12 protein-coding genes are annotated in these 18577 nt (G+C 70.6%); 9 read left to right on the top strand and 3 right to left on the bottom strand.

What is annotated here, in order from left to right:
• Window positions 1-93 precede the first annotated feature (93 nt).
• The 6 genes from OHS71_RS12345 (at window position 94) to OHS71_RS12320 (ending at window position 9154) form a co-directional block, all read left to right on the top strand.
• A complete protein-coding gene (locus tag OHS71_RS12345) occupies window positions 94-1797 on the top strand; it encodes a Tat pathway signal sequence domain protein (protein ID WP_328479439.1) in 1704 nt (567 codons plus the stop codon).
• A 26-nt stretch (window positions 1798-1823) separates the two neighbouring features.
• Entirely contained in the window at window positions 1824-2858 is a 1035-nt protein-coding gene (locus OHS71_RS12340) for an ABC transporter permease (protein ID WP_328479438.1), read from the top strand.
• Window positions 2855-3790: a carbohydrate ABC transporter permease gene (locus OHS71_RS12335; protein WP_328479437.1), complete on the top strand. Its 936-nt coding sequence runs from the start codon at window positions 2855-2857 to the stop codon at window positions 3788-3790. Before OHS71_RS12340 ends, OHS71_RS12335 begins: the two co-directional genes overlap by 4 nt.
• 216 nt (window positions 3791-4006) lie before the next feature.
• Window positions 4007-6229: a WD40/YVTN/BNR-like repeat-containing protein gene (locus tag OHS71_RS12330; RefSeq protein WP_328479436.1), complete on the top strand. Its 2223-nt coding sequence runs from the start codon at window positions 4007-4009 to the stop codon at window positions 6227-6229.
• On the top strand, window positions 6226-8208 hold the full coding sequence (locus tag OHS71_RS12325; RefSeq protein WP_328479435.1) for a beta-galactosidase: 1983 nt from the start codon (window positions 6226-6228) through the stop codon (window positions 8206-8208). The genes OHS71_RS12330 and OHS71_RS12325 overlap by 4 nt, the downstream gene beginning before the upstream one ends.
• A gap of 232 nt (window positions 8209-8440) precedes the next feature.
• Window positions 8441-9154 (top strand): glycoside hydrolase family 12 protein, encoded by a 714-nt coding sequence (locus OHS71_RS12320; protein WP_328479434.1) that lies wholly within the window; start codon window positions 8441-8443, stop codon window positions 9152-9154.
• Window positions 9155-9299: 145 nt separating this feature from the next.
• Here the strand turns inward: OHS71_RS12320 and OHS71_RS12315 are convergent, their stop codons facing one another.
• The 3 genes from OHS71_RS12315 to OHS71_RS12305 form a co-directional block, all read right to left on the bottom strand.
• Window positions 9300-9977, bottom strand: coding sequence for an alpha/beta fold hydrolase (locus OHS71_RS12315; RefSeq protein ID WP_328479433.1), 678 nt, complete (start codon window positions 9975-9977; stop codon window positions 9300-9302).
• A 136-nt stretch (window positions 9978-10113) separates the two neighbouring features.
• The gene (locus OHS71_RS12310; protein WP_328479432.1) at window positions 10114-12156 is read right to left on the bottom strand and encodes a glycoside hydrolase family 31 protein; all 2043 of its coding nucleotides are present in this window, start codon (window positions 12154-12156) and stop codon (window positions 10114-10116) included.
• Window positions 12157-12344: 188 nt separating this feature from the next.
• Complete coding sequence (locus OHS71_RS12305; RefSeq protein ID WP_328479431.1) at window positions 12345-13358, bottom strand: LacI family DNA-binding transcriptional regulator; 1014 nt, start codon at window positions 13356-13358, stop codon at window positions 12345-12347.
• Between the two features lie 413 nt (window positions 13359-13771).
• Between OHS71_RS12305 and OHS71_RS12300 the strand changes: the two genes are divergently transcribed.
• The 3 genes from OHS71_RS12300 to OHS71_RS12290 all read left to right on the top strand — a co-directional run bounded on the left by OHS71_RS12300 (window position 13772) and on the right by OHS71_RS12290 (window position 18373).
• Window positions 13772-15709, top strand: coding sequence for an acyl-CoA dehydrogenase family protein (locus OHS71_RS12300; RefSeq protein WP_328479430.1), 1938 nt, complete (start codon window positions 13772-13774; stop codon window positions 15707-15709).
• 109 nt (window positions 15710-15818) lie between these two features.
• The gene (dxr, locus tag OHS71_RS12295; protein ID WP_328479429.1) at window positions 15819-17072 is read left to right on the top strand and encodes a 1-deoxy-D-xylulose-5-phosphate reductoisomerase; all 1254 of its coding nucleotides are present in this window, start codon (window positions 15819-15821) and stop codon (window positions 17070-17072) included.
• Window positions 17069-18373 carry a M50 family metallopeptidase gene (locus tag OHS71_RS12290; RefSeq protein WP_328479428.1) on the top strand — a complete coding sequence of 435 codons (1305 nt, stop codon included), beginning with the start codon at window positions 17069-17071 and terminating at the stop codon, window positions 18371-18373. Before dxr ends, OHS71_RS12290 begins: the two co-directional genes overlap by 4 nt.
• Window positions 18374-18577 lie beyond the last annotated feature (204 nt).

Below are 18577 nucleotides of genomic sequence, written 5' to 3'. Positions count from 1 at the left end.
CGGAGGATCGCTTCGGCTCAGCCAGTTCCACTCGAGACACCGCAGCCGACGGCCACCGCCGGGTGTCCTGGTGTGCCATGAAGGGTTGACGCAATGACGCCGAACGCCGCTTCCCCCTCCACTGGTCCTTCCGGGCCCAGCCGGAGAAGCTTCCTCGCCTCCACGGCGGTCGCCACCGCCGCGGTGGCGGGAGGGATGCCGTTGCTGGCCGCCTGCGGGGGCTCGGACAAGGGTTCGCGCGAGGGCACCACGTCGGGCAAGGGCGCCCAGAAGATCCTCCCCGCCTACGTGGCCAGCAACGTGGTGACGCCGGACTTCCCGTCCAAGAACGGCTCGGCGATGGGCTTCACCGCCAAACTCGATGTCGCCACGCTGAAGACCTCGGTGCCGAAGAAGCTCGGCAGCGGCGGCAAGGTCACCATCATGTCGCCGTTCTGGGGCTCGCCGCCGAAGGGCGACAACGCCTACTACACGTCGATGAACGCCCTGATCGGCGCCGACGTCCAGTGGCGCAACCAGGACGGCAACACCTACGACCAGAAGCTCGGCGCGGTCCTCGCCTCCAGCGACGTGCCGGACGTGGTGGTCGTCCCCGGCTGGAACATGATGGGCAAGATACCCAGCGCCATCATCAGCAAGTTCGCCGACCTCGGCCCGTACCTGTCCGGCGACAAGGTCAAGGAGTACCCGAACCTCGCGGCGATCCCCAGCGACGCCTGGCAGCGCTCCATCTTCGGCGGCAAGCTGATGGGTCTGCCGATGCCGGCCCCGTACGTCCAGAACATCGTGCCCCTCTACCGCAAGGACGTCTTCGACAAGCAGGGCTACGAAGTCCCGCGGTCCGCCGACGACTTCATGGCCCTGTGCAAGGACATCACCAACGCCAGGGCCAAGCGGTGGGCCTGCGGTGACATGAAGTGGACCGCGATGAACACCTTCGGGGTGATCAGCGGCGGGGAGAAGGCGCTCAGCTGGACCGTGGTCGACGGCAAGCTGGTGCACCGCATGGAGACCCCGGAGTACCTCGAAGCCCTGGAGTGGACGCGCAAGCTGTTCGCCGCCGGATACGTCCACCCCGACTTCAAGCTGGGCAAGAGCGCGGCCACCGACCCCGCCCCCAAGTTCGCCGCCGGCGAGTTCCTGATCTGGAACAACGACATCTCCGGCTGGTACGGGCAGCAGGCCTCCCAGGCCACCCAGAACCCCGAGTTCAAGATCTGGGGCATGGACATCTGGAACCACGACGGCGGCGACCCGACGCTGTGGGCCGCGAACCCGGCCGGCATTTTCGCCTTCGTCAACAAGAAGGCCTCCGAGTCCGTCGTCCGGGACGCGCTGGCGGTCGCCGATGTCACCGCGGCGCCGTACGGCACCAAGGAGTGGATGATGACCAACTACGGCGTCGAGGGCACGCACTACACCCTGAAGGACGGTATGCCCGTCAAGAACGACAAGGGCAACAACGAGGTCCTCAACGCCTACGTCATGGTCGCGAGCCCCGCCGCGACCATCGCCCACCCCGACCTCCCCGAGTACACCAAGGGCATGGTCGAGTGGCAGCAGCGGGTCGGCTCCTTCACCAAGAAGTCGTCCTTCTGGGGCCTTCAGATCACCGAGCCGTCCCGCTACACCAACCTCTCGAACGACTTCGAGCAGTTGGAGGACGACATCGCCCGCGGTCACAAGAAGATCAGCGACATGCAGCAGGCCATCTCCGACTGGAAGAAGAAGGGCGGGGACCAGCTGCGCGACTGGTACCAGAAGCTCCTCGACGAGAACGGCCCGGCGGCGAGCTGACGAGACTCTGAGGCAAGGAGAACGCCGTGTCCCACAGCACGGTGCCTCGGAGCACCGCCGAGGCCGGTACGCCGGAGAAGATCCCGGTGGCGTCCCAGAACGCCACCGGCACCCGGGAGAAACGAAGCACGGGCAAGCTGAGCCCTCGGCTCAGGTTCCGCCGCGACCGCGTCCTCATCCTGATGACGCTGCCGGCCGTCGTGCTGGTCATGGTCTTCAACTACCTGCCGATCCTCGGCAACGTGGTGGCCTTCCAGGACTACGACCCGTACATCAGCGACAACGGCATCGTCTCGATCCTCAACAGCCCCTTCGTGGGCATGGAGAACTTCCAGCGGATCTTCGAGGCGTCGGCCTTCTGGCAGGCCGTGCAGAACACACTGGTGCTGTTCCTCATCCAGATCGCGGTGTTCTTCCCGGTCACGATCCTGCTCGCGCTGCTCATCAACAGCGTGATCAGGCCGCGGGTGCGGGCGGTCGCGCAGGCCGTGCTCTACCTGCCCCACTTCTTCTCCTGGGTGCTGGTCGTCGCCGTCTTCCAGCAGATGTTCGGCGGCGCGGGCATGCTCTCCCAACTGCTGCGCCGGCACGGGTACGACGGCCTCGACATCATGACCGACCCCCACACCTTCGCCTTCCTGATCACCGCGCAGAGCGTGTGGAAGGACGCCGGCTGGGGGATCATCGTCTTCCTCGCCGCGCTGGCCTCGGTGTCCCAGGACCACTACGAGGCCGCCGCCATGGACGGCGCCGGACGCTGGCGCCGCATGTGGCACGTCACGCTTCCCGCCCTGCGGCCGGTGATCGCCCTGCTTCTCGTGCTGCGCGTCGGTGACGCCCTGACCGTCGGGTTCGAACAGATCCTGCTGCAACGCGACGCCGTCGGACCGGACGCGGGGGAGGTCCTCGACACCTTCGTGTGGTGGAACGGCGTGCGCAACCAGGACTTCGGATACGCGGCCGCAGCCGGCCTGATCAAGGGCGTGGTCAGCATCGGTCTGGTGCTCACCGCGAACAAGGTGGCCCATCTCATGGGCGAGCAGGGGGTGTACAAGAAGTGACCGCCGTCGTCGACCGACCGGCCGCCGAGCCGCACCGCTGGGCCGCACCTCCCCGCCCGGTCTGGGAGGAGGAGCCCTCGAAGGCCGGCCTGGCGGGCAAGGGCATCGTCCTGCTGTTCGCCTGCCTGGCCGTCCTCTTCCCGCTGTGGATCATCGTCGTCACCAGTCTGTCCTCGCGGAAGACCATCGACGAGGCGGGCGGACTGGTGATCGTGCCCAAGGGCGTCACCTTCATCGCCTACCAGGAACTGCTCGGCGGCGGCCAGGTCACCCGCGCCGCGATCATCAGCATCCTCGTGACGCTCACCGGCACCGTGTTCTCGATGACGGTGTCCGTCCTGTGCGCCTACGGCCTGTCCCGCACCGGATCCCTCGGCCACCGCGGGATCCTGATGACACTGCTGGCGACCATGTTCTTCAGCGCGGGCCTCATCCCCACCTACCTGCTGGTGCAGTCCCTCGGCCTGACGGACAGCTATCTCGCGCTGATCCTGCCGAGCGCCGTGAGCGTCTTCAACATCCTGGTGCTGCGCGGCTTCTTCATGGGCATCTCGCAGGAACTCGTCGACAGCGCGCGCATCGACGGGGCCGGGGACTTCCGGATCCTCTGGCAGATCGTCATGCCGCTGTCGCGGGCGGTCCTCGCGGTGATCACCCTGTTCTACGCGGTCGGGTACTGGAGCGCGTGGTTCAACGCGTCGCTGTACCTGAACGACCAGGACATGATGCCGCTGCAGAACGTCATGATCCAGCTCGTGCAGAAGCAGGAGGCGCCGGTCGGCCTGGGCCAGGCCATCAGGACCGGTCAGCTGTCGGGACTGGCCATCCAGATGGCGGTGATGGTCATGGCACTGCTGCCGGTCGCGGTGCTGTCGCCGTTCGTCCAGAAGCACTTCAAGAAGGGCATGCTGACGGGCGCCGTCAAGGGATAGCGGGCGCCCACCGCGCCGGAAGCGGGGTGACGGCGGCCGCGGGTTCGTCGGGCCGGCCGTGCCCATGCGCAGGAGCGGCACGGCGACACGGCCCCGATTCGCCCGGGCCGGGCATGGCCGCCCCCGCTCACGCGCGCGGGAACCGCGCGACCGGCCCCGCCACCACAGACGAACGACGCCCCTGCCCGTGAACCCCCACCCACCGAGGTACCCCACATGCGCCCCACCCGCCGCACCCTCCTCACCGGCACCGCAGCAGCCGCCGCGCTCACCGCACTCCCCACCGCCCCCGCCCGGGCCCAGGCCGCACCCGCCGGCTCCGCCACGACCGCCGGAGCCTACCGCTGGCGCAACGCGGTCATCGGCGGCACCGGATTCGTCACCGGCGTTCTCTTCCACCCGGCCGTCCGTGGTCTCGCCTACGCCCGTACCGACATCGGCGGCGCCTACCGCTGGGACGACGGCGCCGCGAGATGGACGCCCCTCACCGACCACCTCGGCTGGGACGACTGGAACCTCCTCGGTGTGGAGGCCCTCGCCGTCGACGCCGCGCACCCGAACCGCCTCTACCTCGCGCTCGGCACCTACGCCCAGTCCTGGGCGGGCAACGGAGCCGTGCTGCGTTCCGAGGACCGGGGCGCCACCTGGACCCGTACCGACCTCACCGTGAAGCTCGGCGGCAACGAGGACGGGCGGGGCGCGGGCGAGCGGCTGCTCGTCGACCCGCGCGACAGCGACACGCTGTGGCTCGGGACGCGGCACGACGGGCTGCTCAGGTCCACCGACCGGGGCGCCACCTGGGCGGCGGCCGGCGGCTTCCCCGGCGTTGCGGGCCCGGGCGGGCAGGGCGTCACCCTCCTCGTGGCGGCCGGTCGTACCGTCTACGCGGGCTGGGGCGACACCGACGGCTCGGCGGGCTCCCCGAACCTCTACCGGACCGCCGACGGCGGCGCATGGGAAGCCGTCCCCGGGCGGCCCACCGGAACCTCCGCCAGGGTGCCGGTCCGCGCCGCCTACGACTGCCACACCCGCGAGCTGTACGTGACGTACGCCGACGCCCCCGGTCCCAACGGTCAGTCCGACGGCAGCGTGCACAAGCTGCGCACCACGGACGGGAAGTGGACCGACGTCACCCCGGTGAAGCCGGGCGGGACGACCCCGGACGGGGGCGCCGACACCTTCGGCTACGGCGGCGTCGCCGTCGACGCCCGCCGCCCCGGCACCGCCGTCGTCTCCACCAACAACCGCTGGGCGGCGGTCGACACCCTGTACCGGACCACCGACAGCGGCCGCACCTGGACGTCCCTGAAGGACTCGGCGGTCCTCGACGTGTCCGAGACCCCGTTCCTCACCTTCGGCGCCGACCGGCCGAAGTTCGGCTGGTGGATCCAGGCCGTCGCCCTCGACCCGTACGACTCGAAGCACCTGGTCTTCGGCACCGGCGCCACCCTCTACGGCACCCGGGACCTGAAGCACTGGGCTCCGCAGATCCGCGGCCTGGAGGAGACCTCCGTACGGCAGCTGATCTCGCCGCCGGCCGGGGAGGCGCACCTGCTCAGCGGGCTCGGGGACGTCGGGGTGATGTACCACGAGCGGCTCACGGCCTCGCCTTCGCGGGGCATGGCGGCCAACCCCGTGTTCGGGACGGCGACCGGACTCGCCCAGGCCGCGGCGAAGCCGTCGTACGTCGTGCGCACCGGCTGGGGCGATCACGGCAACGGGGCGTACTCGAACGACGGCGGCAGGACCTGGGCGCCCTTCGCGGCCCAGCCCGCCCTCGCCAAGGAGGCACCGGGACCGATCGCGGTCAGTGCCGACGGCGGCGTGCTGCTCTGGACCCTCGTACACCGGGACGGCACCAAGTACCCCGCGCACCGCTCCACGGACAACGGCGCGACCTGGTCCGAGGTGTCCTCCTTCCCCAAGGGCGCCACCCCGCTCGCCGACCCGGCCGACCCGGCGCGCTTCTACGCCTACGACACCGACACGGGCACCCTGTTCGCCAGCACGGACAGCGGTCTCACCTTCACCGGACGCGCGGGCGGACTGCCCCTCGGCGACAGCCAGTTCCAGCTGGCCGCGGCCCCCGGCCGCTCCGGCGACCTGTGGCTGAGCACCAAGTGGAACGGCCTCCACCGCTCCACCGACGGCGGGGCGGGGTTCACGAAGGTCGACAGCTGCTGGGCCTCGTACACCCTCGCCTTCGGCAAGGCCGCCGAGGGCGCCGCATACCCGGCGATCTACCAGGTCGGCTCCACGGAGGCGATCACCGCCGTGTACCGCTCCGACGACGGCGCGAAGACCTGGACGCGGATCAACGACGACCGCCACCAGTGGGGCTGGACCGGCGCCACCATCGCCGCCGACCCGCGCATCCACGGCCGCGTGTACATCGCCACCAACGGCCGGGGCATCCAGTACGGGGAGCCCGTCCGATGACCACCGCCGACCGGCCCGGCCTCGCCGACGTCACGCGCGGCCGCATCCTGTTCGGCGGCGACTACAACCCCGAGCAGTGGCCCGAGGAGACCTGGCACGAGGACGTCCGCCTGATGCGGGAGGCCGGCGTCAACTCGGTCACCCTGGGCGTCTTCTCCTGGTCCAGGCTCGAACCGGAGCCGGGCGCCAGGGAGTTCGGCTGGCTGGACACGCTGATGGACCTCCTGCACGAGAACGGCGTCGGCGTCGTCCTCGCCACCCCTACCTCCGCGCCGCCGCCCTGGCTCGGGCGGCTGCACCCGGACACCCTGCCCCGCGACGAGAACGGCGACGTCGAGTGGTGGGGCGGACGGCAGCACTTCTCGCACTCCAGCGCCACCTACCGCCGCCACGCCGCCGCCATCACCGAGGACCTGGCCGCCCGCTACGGCGGCCACCCCGCCCTCACCATGTGGCACATCAACAACGAGTACTGCACCGCCGACCACGGCGACGAGGCGGCCGCCGCCTTCCGCCGCTGGCTGCGGGCCAGGTACGGCACCCTGGAGGCCCTCAACAGGGCCTGGGGCACGGACTTCTGGAGCCAGGGCTACGACAGCTGGGACACCGTCCTGCCCGCCCGCCGCACCCACTACCTGAAGAACCCCACCCAGGTGCTGGACTTCCGGCGCTTCACCTCCGACATGCTGCTGGAGTGCTACCTCGCCGAGCGCGACATCGTCACCCGGCACACGCCGCACCTCCCGGTCACCACCAACTTCATGCCCCTGTTCCCCGGCCAGGACGGCTGGCGCTGGGCCGAGGAGGAGGACGTCGTCTCCGTCGACCTCTATCCGGACCCCCGCGACCCGCTGGGCGCCCAGCACGGCGCACTGGTCCAGGACCTCACCCGGTCCCAGGCGCGCGGCCCCTGGATGCTGATGGAACAGGCGGCGGGACCGGTCAACTGGCGCGGGGTGAACCATCCCAAGCCACGCGGCCTCAACCGGCTCTGGTCCCTCCAGGCCGTGGCCCGGGGCGCGGACGCCGTCTGCTTCTTCCAGTGGCGCCAGTCCCGGCAGGGCGCCGAGAAGTTCCACTCCGGGATGGTCGGCCACGCGGGGGAGCGGGGCCGCACCTTCCAGGAGGTCAAGCAGCTCGGTGCCGAACTCGCCCGCATAGGACCACAGGTGACGGGCGGTCACATCCGGGCGGATGTCGCGATCCTGCACGACTGGCACGCCTGGTGGGCCGGCGCCCAGGACGGCCGCCCCTCCACCCGGGTCGACCACCCGGCCGTCCTGCACGCCTGGCACCGTGCCCTGTGGGAGTCCCACCTCACCACCGACTTCGCCCACCCCGCACACGACCTGTCCGGCTACCGACTGGTCGTCGTCCCCCAGCTGTACGCGATGACGGACGCGGCGATCGACAACCTCCTCGCCTACGTCCGCAGCGGCGGCACCCTGGTGGCCGGCTTCCTGACCGGCGTGGCCGACGAGGACGACCGGGTCCGGCCCGGCGGTATGGACGCCCGCCTGCGCGAGCTCTTCGGCATCCGCACCCTGCACGAGTGGTGGCCGCTGGAGACGGGGGAACACGCCGCGACCGACGGCTTCAGCGGGACCCTGTGGTCGGAGGAACTCGAGAGCACCGACGACGCCTCGGTCGAGGCCGCGTACAAGGGAGGGGAACTCGACGGACTGCCCGCCGTCCTGCGCCGGGGCCGCGCCTGGTACGTCTCCACCCTCCCCGAGCCGCAGGCGTTCCGCGCGCTGCTGGCCCGGATCGCCGAGGACGCCGGCGCCCGGCCCGTCCTCTACGGCCTCCCGCCCGGCGTGGAGGCCGTACGACGGGGTGAGCTGCTGTTCCTGATCCACCACGGCCGCGAACCGGTGACCGTCGAACTGCCGGGCACCCACCTCGACCTGCTCACCGGGACGACCGCCACGGACCGGATCACGCTGGGCCGCCACTCGGTGGTGGTGCTGCGCTCATGACCGGCGCGTCGTCCCGTGCGCACCCCGCCCTCCCCTGCGGCGGGACCCCGACCGCGCCCGGGCCGTGCCGCGGCCGCACCGCGGTCATCGCGCCGAAGTCCGCACTTCCTCCGACGACGCGGACGCACAGCCGCTCGATCGCGTCGCCGGAGAAGAAGACCACGTCCTCATCCCGGGGACGTGGTGACTCCCCCCGGTAAGCGCACTTCCCCCCACCCATGGAAGGGACACCATGGCAACACGCACCCTGAGCAGGATCGGCAGGGCCCTGCTGGCCCCCGCGCTCGCGCTCGGCGCCACCGTCGCCCTGGCCTCGGCCCCCGCCTCGGCCGCCGTCTGGAACACCTGCGACCAGTGGGGCAACACCAGCCTCAACGGCTACACGCTCTACAACAACATCTGGGGCTCCGGCGCCGGCAGCCAGTGCGTCTGGGCCAACTCGGGCACCAACTGGGGTGTCTGGGCCAACCACCCGAACACCGGCGGTATCAAGTCCTACCCGGACTCCAAGAAGGTGATCAACAAGTCGATCACCTCACTGGGCTCCCTCTCCAGCAGCTACAACGTCACGGTCCCGTCGTCCGGCGCGTACAACACGTCGTACGACATCTGGGACACCGACTACGACTACGAGATCATGCTCTGGGTCAACAAGACCGGAGCCGTCGGCCCCCTCGGCACCTCCCAGGGGAACGTGACGCTCGGCGGTCACACCTGGACCGTCTACAAGGGCAACAACGGCGCGAACGAGGTCTTTTCCTTCGTCCGTACGTCCAACTCGTCCTCCGGCACCGTCAACATCCTGCCGATCCTCAAGTGGATCAAGGACACCAAGGGCTGGTTCGGCAACGAGACCATCGGTGACGTGCAGTTCGGCTACGAGATCACCTCCTCGTCCGGGGGGCTGAACTTCACCACCAACAACCTGACCGTCAGCAGCGGCTGACCACGCTCACCGACGGCCACGGCCGGCCCGCGATCACGCGGACCGGCCGTGGCCCTGCCGCGCAGGAGCGTCGGAGGAGCGGGAGCGGACGCCCTGGACGAGGGCGTGGCCCGCGTCTCCACACGGAGGAGCGAGCGGCTGCGCGTCAGGCGGAGGCGGGCGGCAGTGCGCCGAGAACGGCTGCGAGGGCCTGCGGGTCGCGGCGGGCGATGTTGTGGCCGACGGCGATCTCGTGGACCCGCCAGTCCGAGTCGTCGCGCAGCCGCTCGGTCAGGGTCACGAACGGGCTGCCCGGCCACGCGCCACCACTGATGAAGGTCCGGCCGAGCGTGCCGCCGGGGGTGCCTCCCAGCCTGATCGACTGGACGAAGCTCGCCAGTGGGTGCGGTCGCGCGCGAGGGTCGAGGCCCTCGGGGACCGCGACCCAGCGACCGTCGGCGCGGGCACCGGCCATGAACAACTCCCGGAAGCGGTCGCTGGTCAACGACCAGCACGAGTCCCCGTCGTCCGGGACGTAGGCGTCGATGAAGACGAGCTGGTCGAGGCGGTCGCCGAGCCGATCCGCGACACCGGCGATCACCATCCCGCCGTAACTGTGCCCGCACAGCGCGACGGGCGTTCCGTCGCCACGGTCGATGAGCCCGGCCACCTGGTCGACATGGGTGTCGAGGTTCGGCGGACGGTCCATGTCTTCCGGGCCGTCCGGCTCCAGCCCCGACAGGGTCACCGCCTCGACGTGGTGGCCGTCCCGGCGCAGCTCGGCAGCCACCCGGTCGAACACCCACCCGCCCTGCCAGCCACCCGGCACCATCACGAACTTCACCGCGTCATCGTAGGCCGGACGAGGCCGGACGAGGCCGGCCTCGGCTCGCCGGTGCCGCTCGCGCTCCGGCGCGGCCGCCGGTGCCTGGACACCGGCCACCCGACCGAGGTGCCGGCCGCGTCCCCTTCCCCTGCGGCTACTCCGGCACCGGCAGCCGCGCCCCGTCCCGCAGGAACAGGGGGAGGCGGTCCAGCGGGGCGTCGACCGTCACGGTCGCGCCGCCCTCGTACGTCTTGCCCGTCCACGCGTCCGCCCAGGCCGCGCCCGCCGGGAGGTAGGCCGTGCGGGTCCTGGCGCCCGCCGTCAGCACCGGGGCGACGAGCAGGTCCCGGCCGAAGAGGTAGGAGTCGTCCACCGACCAGGCCGCCGGGTCGTCGGGGAACTCCAGGAACAGCGGCCGCATGGGCGGCAGACCCTCCTCGTGGGCCTCCCGCATGACCTTCAGGACGTACGGCTTGAGGCGCTCGCGCAGCCGCAAGTACTTCTCCAGGACCGCGCCGGCCTCCTCGCCGTACGACCACACCTCGTTCGGGCCGCCCGTCATGTCCGGGCCCAGCGGCATGCCCGGGTCGCGGAAGCCGTGCAGGCGCATCAGCGGGGACAGCGCGCCGAACTGGAACCAGCGGACCATCACCTCCTGGTACGCGGGGTCGTCCGGGTCGCCGCCGTGGAAGCCGCCGATGTCGGTGTTCCACCAAGGGATGCCCGACAGCGCGGTGTTCAGGCCGGCCGCGATCTGCCGGCGCAGGGTCGCGAAGTCGGTGCCGATGTCCCCGGACCACAGAGCGGCGCCATAGCGCTGACTGCCCGCCCACGCCGACCGGTTGAGGCTGACGATCTCCTCCTCGCCGGCCGCGCGCAGTCCCTCGTAGAAGGTGCGGGCGTTCTCGGCCGGGTAGCTGTTGCCGACCTCCAGGCCGGGGCCCGTCCAGTAGCGCAGGTTCTCCGGGAAGCCGGGCTTCAGCTCCGGCTCGCAGGCGTCCAGCCAGAAGGCCGTGATGCCGTACGGGGCGAGGTAGTTGTCGCGGATCCTCGACCACAGGAACTCACGGGCGTCGGGGTTCGTCGCGTCGTAGAACGCCACCTGGACGGTCGAGGCGACGCCCTTGTCCGGCCAGTCGGCGTGGGCCATCGGTCCGTACTGGGTGCCGATGAAGTAGCCGCGCTGCTCCATCACCGGATGGTTCTCGCTCAGCGGCGACACCGACGGCCAGACGCTCACCACCAGCTTGACGCCCAGTTCGTCGAGTTCCCTGACCATCGCACCCGGGTCGGGCCACTCGGCCGGGTCGAACTTCCAGTCGCCCAGGTGGGTCCAGTGGAAGAAGTCGCAGACGATGGCGTCGAGGGGCAGTCCCCGGCGCCTGTATTCCCGTGCCACTTCGAGGAGTTCGTCCTGGGTGCGGTAGCGCAGCTTGCACTGCCAGAAGCCCGCCGCCCACTCCGGCAGCATCGGGGTGCGGCCGGTGGCCGCGCTGTAGCGGCGCTGGGCGTCGGCAGGGTCGCCGGCGGTGATCCAGTAGTCGATCTGCCGGGCCGAGTCCGCGACCCAGCGGGTGCCGTTCCCGGCCAGTTCGACCCGTCCGATCGCCGGGTTGTTCCACAGCAGTGTGTAACCGCGGCTGGAGGTGAGCACCGGGATGCCCACCTCGGCGTTGCGCTGGACCAGGTCGACGACCAGGCCCTTCTGGTCCAGCCTGCCGTGCTGGTGCTGGCCGAGGCCGTACAGCTTCTCGTCGTCGTAGGCGGCGAAGCGCTGCTCCAGGCGGTGGTGGCCGTTGCCGACGGCGGTGTAGAGGCGCGGCCCCGGCCACCAGAAGTGGGCACGCTGCTCGGCCAGGATCTCCGTACGGTCGTCCGTCCGCAGGAAGCGGACCATGCCCTCGGCGTTCACCTCGACGGTGAGGGCGCCGACGGTCAAATGGGCTTCCATGTCACCGGACTTGACGCTGCTCTCGGTGGCGGGCGGCTCGTCGAGGAGCGCGCCCGGCAGCCCTTCGAGGATCGGCCCGCCCAGCCGGGCGCGCACCCGGACGGCGTCCGGACCCCACGGCTCGACCCGCAGGGTCTCCTGGCGGCCGCTCCACTCCAGGGCGCCGTCCTGCTCACGGAAGGTGCCGACCGTGGGAGACGACTGCGCGAGGCTGACCTGAGGCTGGTTTTCGGCAGGCTGGTTCATGTGGAGTGCTCCTTAGAAGGAGTGCAGACATGGAGGTGCCCTGGCGGCGGGCACGACAGCGGTGGAGCGGATGTGTCGGGACAGGCGGGTGTCTCGGAGACGGCGGTGGGGGGCAGGAGACGGCGGGGCGTGTCGGAGGACGGTGGGGCGTCAGGAGACGGCGGGAGGTGTCGGAGGACGGTGGGGTGTCAGAAGACGGCGGGCGCCGGCCCCGTGCTCGCCCGGACCGTCAACTCGGGCGCGATCAGCACGACTTCGTCGCCGCCGTGCCCCTCCAGCTTGGCGACCAGGCGTTCCACGGCGTGCCGGCCCATGTCCTGGGCGGGGATCGCGACCGACGTCAGCCGCACCGAGGCCTGGACGGCGACCTGGTCGGGGCAGACGGCCACCACCGACACGTCCTCCGGGACGGCCCGGCCCTGCTGACGCAGCAGCGCGAGCAGCGGCTCGACCGCCGACTCGTTCTGCACCACGAACCCGGTGGTGCCCGGACGCTCGTCCAGGATCCGGGCCAGGGTCACGGCCATGGCGTCGTACCCGCCCTCGCACGGGCGGTGCAGCAGTCGCAGCCCCAGTTCCCTGGCCCGGTGCCGGAGTCCGTCGAGCGTGCGCTCGGCGAAGCCGGTGTGCCGTTCATAGACCGCCGGTGCCTCGCCGATGACAGCGATATCACGGTGTCCGAGCGTCGCCAGGTGCTCCACGCACAGCGCGCCGGTCGCCGCGAAGTCCAGATCGACGCAGGTCAGACCGGTGGTGTCGGCGGGCAGCCCGATCAGGACGGACGGCTGGTCGGTGGAGCGCAGCAGCGGCAGTCGCTCGTCGTCGAGTTCGACGTCCATCAGGATCATCGCGTCGGCGAGCCCGCTGCCCGTGACACGGCGGACCGCGTCGGAACCCTCCTCGCCGGTGAGCAGCAGAACGTCGTACCCGTGCGTACGTGCCGTGGTGGCCACCGCGATGGCGATCTCCATCATCACCGGCACATAGATGTCGGTCCGCAGCGGGATCATCAGCGCGATGATGTTCGACCTGCTGCTGGCCAGTGCGCGGGCGCCCGCGTTGGGGTGGTAGCCGAGCTGCCGGATGCTCTGCTCGACCCGCTGCCGGGTGGTCGTGGAGATGGACCGCTTGCCACTGAGGACATAGCTCACCGTGCTCGCCGAGACTCCGGCGTGCTGGGCGACCTCGGCGAGGGTGACCATCCAGCTCTCCAAGTTTTGTGAAGCGCTTCGACAGTGCGCAGAACGAACAGGGGCGGGTGAGGGTGGTTCGACAGTAGCCCTAGCGGGGGTGGGTGTCCATAGGTTGTCGAAGCGCTTCGACAACCAGTTGTGGGGGATTGGTGGAGAAGAGTACGGCAAGCATTTCCGGCCACGGTGGCCACCACTCGTTCGGCCCAGGCCGCGCGCCCGCGCCGCACGCCCTCCCCGCAAGGGGGCCGACGCCCGGGGCGGGGAGGAAACGGGCCGCCCGCAGCTCGCGGGCACCCGGCGGAGCCGGCCGGACGTACGCGCGCGGGGTGGCCACCCGGCCCCGGATCGGGTACCAACGATCGGGTAGCACCCATCGGTAACCAATGTGGTCCGAGATCCCGATTCGCGGCGAGGTGAGCCTCATGTCCGCACCACCCCTCAAGAAACCCACCGTCACCGAACGCGAGGCCCGCCAGGTCGCGGAGGCCGCGCGGGAGCAGGACTGGCGCAAGCCCAGCTTCGCCAAGGAACTGTTCCTCGGCCGGTTCCGGCTGGACCTCATCCATCCCCACCCGCTCCCCACCGACGAGGCCGTCCGGCGTGGCGAGCAGTTCCTGACGAAACTCCGCGACTTCTGCGAGACGAAGGTGGACGCGGCCCTCATCGAGCGCGAGGCCCGGATCCCCGACGAGGTGATCAACGGGCTCAAGGAGCTCGGCGCCCTCGGCATGAAGATCGACCCCAAGTACGGCGGCCTGGGACTCACCCAGGTGTACTACAACAAGGCCCTGGCCCTGGTCGGCTCGGCCAGCCCCGCGATCGGCGTGCTGCTCTCTGCGCACCAGTCGATCGGCGTGCCGCAGCCGCTGAAACTGTTCGGCACCCCGGAGCAGAAGCAGCGGTTCCTGCCCCGCTGCGCCCGCACGGACATCAGCGCCTTCCTCCTCACCGAACCGGACGTCGGCTCCGACCCGGCGCGCCTCGCCACCAGTGCGGTGCCGGACGAGGGGGGAGACTACGTCCTCGACGGCGTGAAGCTGTGGACGACCAACGGCGTCGTCGCCGACCTGCTGGTCGTGATGGCCCGGGTGCCCAGGAGCGAGGGCCACAAGGGCGGCATCACGGCCTTCGTCGTGGAGGCCGACTCGCCGGGCATCACCGTCGAGAACCGCAACGCCTTCATGGGCCTGCGCGGCATCGAGAACGGCGTGACCCGCTTCCACCAGGTGCGCGTTCCGGCCGAGAACCGCATCGGCCCCGAGGGCGCGGGCCTGAAGATCGCCCTGACCACCCTCAACACCGGACGGCTCTCGCTGCCCGCGTCCTGCGTGGCGGCGGGCAAGTGGTCCCTGAAGATCGCCCGTGAGTGGTCCGCGGCCCGTGAGCAGTGGGGCAGGCCGATCGCCCAGCACGAGGCGGTCGGCGCGAAGATCAGCTTCATCGCGGCGACCACCTTCGCCCTGGAGGCGGTGCTCGACCTGTCCTCCCAGATGGCCGACGAGGACCGCAACGACATCCGTATCGAGGGCGCGCTCGCCAAGCTCATCGCCTCGGAGCTGGGCTGGCGCATGGCCGACGAACTGGTCCAGATCCGCGGCGGCCGCGGCTTCGAGACGGCGGCCTCGCTCGCCGCCCGGGGCGAGAAGGCCGTCCCCGCCGAGCAGGTCCTGCGCGACCTCAGGATCAACCGCATCTTCGAGGGCTCGACGGAGATCATGCACCTCCTCATCGCCCGGGAGGCCGTCGACGCCCATCTCACCGTCGCCGGCGACCTCATCGACCCCGACAAGTCCCTCCAGGACAAGGCGAGGGCCGGCGCGAACGCCGGGGTCTTCTACGCCAAGTGGCTGCCGAAGCTGGTCGCGGGACCGGGCCAACTGCCCTCGTCCTTCGCCGGGTTCAAGCAGGGCGTCGACCTCTCCCCGCATCTGCGGTACGTCGAGCGGCACTCCCGCAAGCTCGCCCGCTCCACCTTCTACGCCATGTCCCGCTGGCAGGGCCGGATGGAGACCAAGCAGGCGTTCCTCGGCCGGATCGTCGACATCGGCGCGGAGCTGTTCGCGATGAGCGCGGCCTGCGTGCGCGCCGAAATGCTGCGCGCGCGCGGCGAGAACGGCCGCGAGGCCTACCAGCTCGCCGACGCCTTCTGCCGCCAGTCCCGGCTCCGCGTCGAAGACCTCTTCTCCCGGCTGTGGAGCAACACCGACGACGTGGACCGCAAGGTCGTCAAGGGTGTGATGGCCGGCACCTACGAGTGGCTGGAAGAGGGCATCGTCGACCCGTCCGGCGAGGGCCCCTGGATCGCCGACACCACACCCGGACCGAGCGAGCGGGAGAACGTCCACCGCCCGATCAGGTGAGGTATCGCGCACACATCCGCAGGGTGCCCCCTGCTCCGATCCCCCCATGAGGGGGACGAGCAGGGGGCACCCTGTCCTGCCGCGCCCCCGGTGCGGCCACAATGGGGGGATGAGTGACAGTCCAGCCCCCCTCGCCGACCCGCACCTCGTCTACGATCCGGTCGCGGGCGACGGCCCGAAGGACGTGGTGATCCTCGGCTCCACCGGTTCGATCGGCACCCAGGCCATCGACCTCGTGCTGCGCAACCCGGACCGCTTCCGGGTGACCGGCCTGTCCGCCAACGGCGGCCGGGTCGCCCTCCTCGCCGAACAGGCCCGCAGGCTGCGGGTGCGTACGGTCGCGGTCGCCCGCGAGGACGTCGTCGCGGCCCTGCGCGAGGCGCTCGCCGCCGAGTACGGGACGGGGGAGCCGCTCCCCGAGATCCTGGCGGGACCGGAGGCCGCCACCCGCCTCGCCGCCTCGGACTGCCACACCGTCCTCAACGGCATCACGGGCTCCATCGGCCTCGCGCCCACCCTCGCCGCCCTGGAGGCGGGCCGCACCCTCGCGCTCGCCAACAAGGAGTCGCTCATCGTCGGTGGCCCGCTGGTCAAGGCGCTCGCGAAGCCCGGGCAGATCATCCCCGTGGACTCCGAGCACGCGGCCCTCTTCCAGGCCCTCGCCGCCGGCACCCGCGCGGAGGTGCGCAAGCTGGTCGTCACCGCCTCCGGCGGGCCCTTCCGCGGCCGTACGAAGCAGCAGCTGGCCGACGTGACGGTCGAGGACGCCCTCGCCCACCCCACCTGGTCCATGGGCCCGGTGATCACGATCAACTCCGCGACCCTGGTCAACAAGGGCCTGGAAGTGATCGAGGCGCACCTTCTCTACGACATTCCCTTCGACCGCATTGAGGTCGTCGTACATCCCCAGTCGTATGTCCACTCGATGGTGGAGTTCACGGACGGATCGACGATGGCCCAGGCGACGCCCCCCGACATGAGGGGGCCGATCGCCATCGGTCTGGGCTGGCCCCGGCGCGTGGCCGACGCCGCGCCCGCGTTCGACTGGAGCACGGCGTCGACGTGGGAGTTCCTGCCGCTCGACAACGAGGCATTCCCCTCCGTGAACCTCGCCCGGCACGTGGGCGAGCTCGCGGGCACGGCCCCGGCGGTGTTCAATGCCGCCAACGAGGAGTGTGTGGAGGCGTTCCGCAAGGGTGTGATCCCGTTCAACGGGATCATGGAGACCGTCACCAGGGTCGTGCAGGAGCACGGCACGCCGGCGACGGGAACTTCGCTCACCGTGTCGGACGTCCTCGAAGCGGAGACCTGGGCACGGGCCCGGGCCCGGGAACTGACGGTTACCGCGGAGGCGCGTGCATGACAGCCCTGATGATGATCCTCGGCATAGTCGTCTTCGCGGTCGGCCTGCTGTTCTCGATCGCCTGGCACGAGCTGGGGCACCTGTCGACGGCCAAGCTGTTCGGCATCCGCGTACCGCAGTACATGGTCGGCTTCGGCCCGACCGTCTTCTCGCGGAGGAAGGGCGAGACCGAGTACGGCTTCAAGGCGATCCCCTTCGGCGGCTACATCCGGATGATCGGCATGTTCCCGCCGGGCGACGACGGCCGGATCACGGCCCGCTCCACCTCGCCCTGGCGCGGCATGATCGAGGACGCCCGCTCGGCCGCCTACGAGGAGCTGCGGCCGGGCGACGAGAAGCGCATGTTCTACACGCGCAAGCCGTGGAAACGGGTCATCGTGATGTTCGCGGGCCCCTTCATGAACCTGGTGCTCGCGGTGGGCCTGTTCCTCACCGTCCTGATGGGCTTCGGCATCCAGCAGCAGACCAACACCGTCAGCTCGGTCTCCCCCTGCGTCATCTCGCAGAGCGAGAACCGCGATGCGTGCAAGTCGACCGACCCGGCCTCCCCGGCCGCTGCCGCCGGCATGAAGCCCGGTGACAAGATCGTCGGCTTCGCCGGGCAGCGGACGGACGACTGGAACACGCTCTCCGACCTGATCCGGGTCAGCGCGGGCAAGGACGTGGCCATCGTCGTCGACCGGGGCGGCAAGGAACTGACCCTGCACGCGAAGATCGCCACCAACCAGGTCGCCAAGAAGAACTCCGACGGAACGTACGCCCAGGGCGAGTACATCAAGGCCGGCTTCCTCGGCTTCAGCGCGGCCACCGGCGTCGTCAAGCAGGACTTCGGCGACTCCGTGTCCTGGATGACCGACCGCGTGGGGGAGGCCGTCGACTCCATCGCCGCCCTCCCCGGCAAGATCCCGGCCCTGTGGAACGCGGCCTTCGACGGCGCTCCCCGCGAGCCGGACTCACCCATGGGCGTGGTCGGCGCGGCCCGCGTCGGCGGCGAGATCTTCACCCTGGACATCCCGGCCTCGCAGCAACTGGCCATGGCCGTGATGCTGGTCGCGGGCTTCAACCTCTCGCTGTTCCTCTTCAACATGCTCCCGCTGCTGCCGCTGGACGGCGGACACATCGCGGGCGCCCTGTGGGAGTCGCTGCGCCGCAACCTCGCCAAGGTGCTGCGCAGGCCGGACCCGGGCCCGTTCGACGTGGCGAAGCTGATGCCGGTGGCCTACGTGGTGGCAGGCATCTTCATCTGCTTCACGGTGCTGGTCCTGATCGCGGACGTGGTGAACCCGGTGAAGATCTCCTAGAGGGGTCGGGGTCACCTCCCCGTCATCCGCGGTTCACGGCGGCCCGGCACCTTCCTCGTGCCGGGCCGTCCCGCGCCGTGCGGGGCAGTCTTCCATCGAGTGGGTTTGACGGCTGTGATGTGCCCGCGTGCGGGCCGGTGCCGTAATCTCGAAGCCTGGAACCCGCTTCCGACGGGACCTGGGCCTTGATCCACGACTTGGGGT

The sequence above is a fragment of the Streptomyces sp. NBC_00377 genome, from assembly GCF_036075115.1.
Lineage (GTDB): Bacteria > Actinomycetota > Actinomycetes > Streptomycetales > Streptomycetaceae > Streptomyces.
Note: the sequence above shows the minus strand (reverse complement) of the source record. Positions and strands in the feature narration are given on the sequence as shown.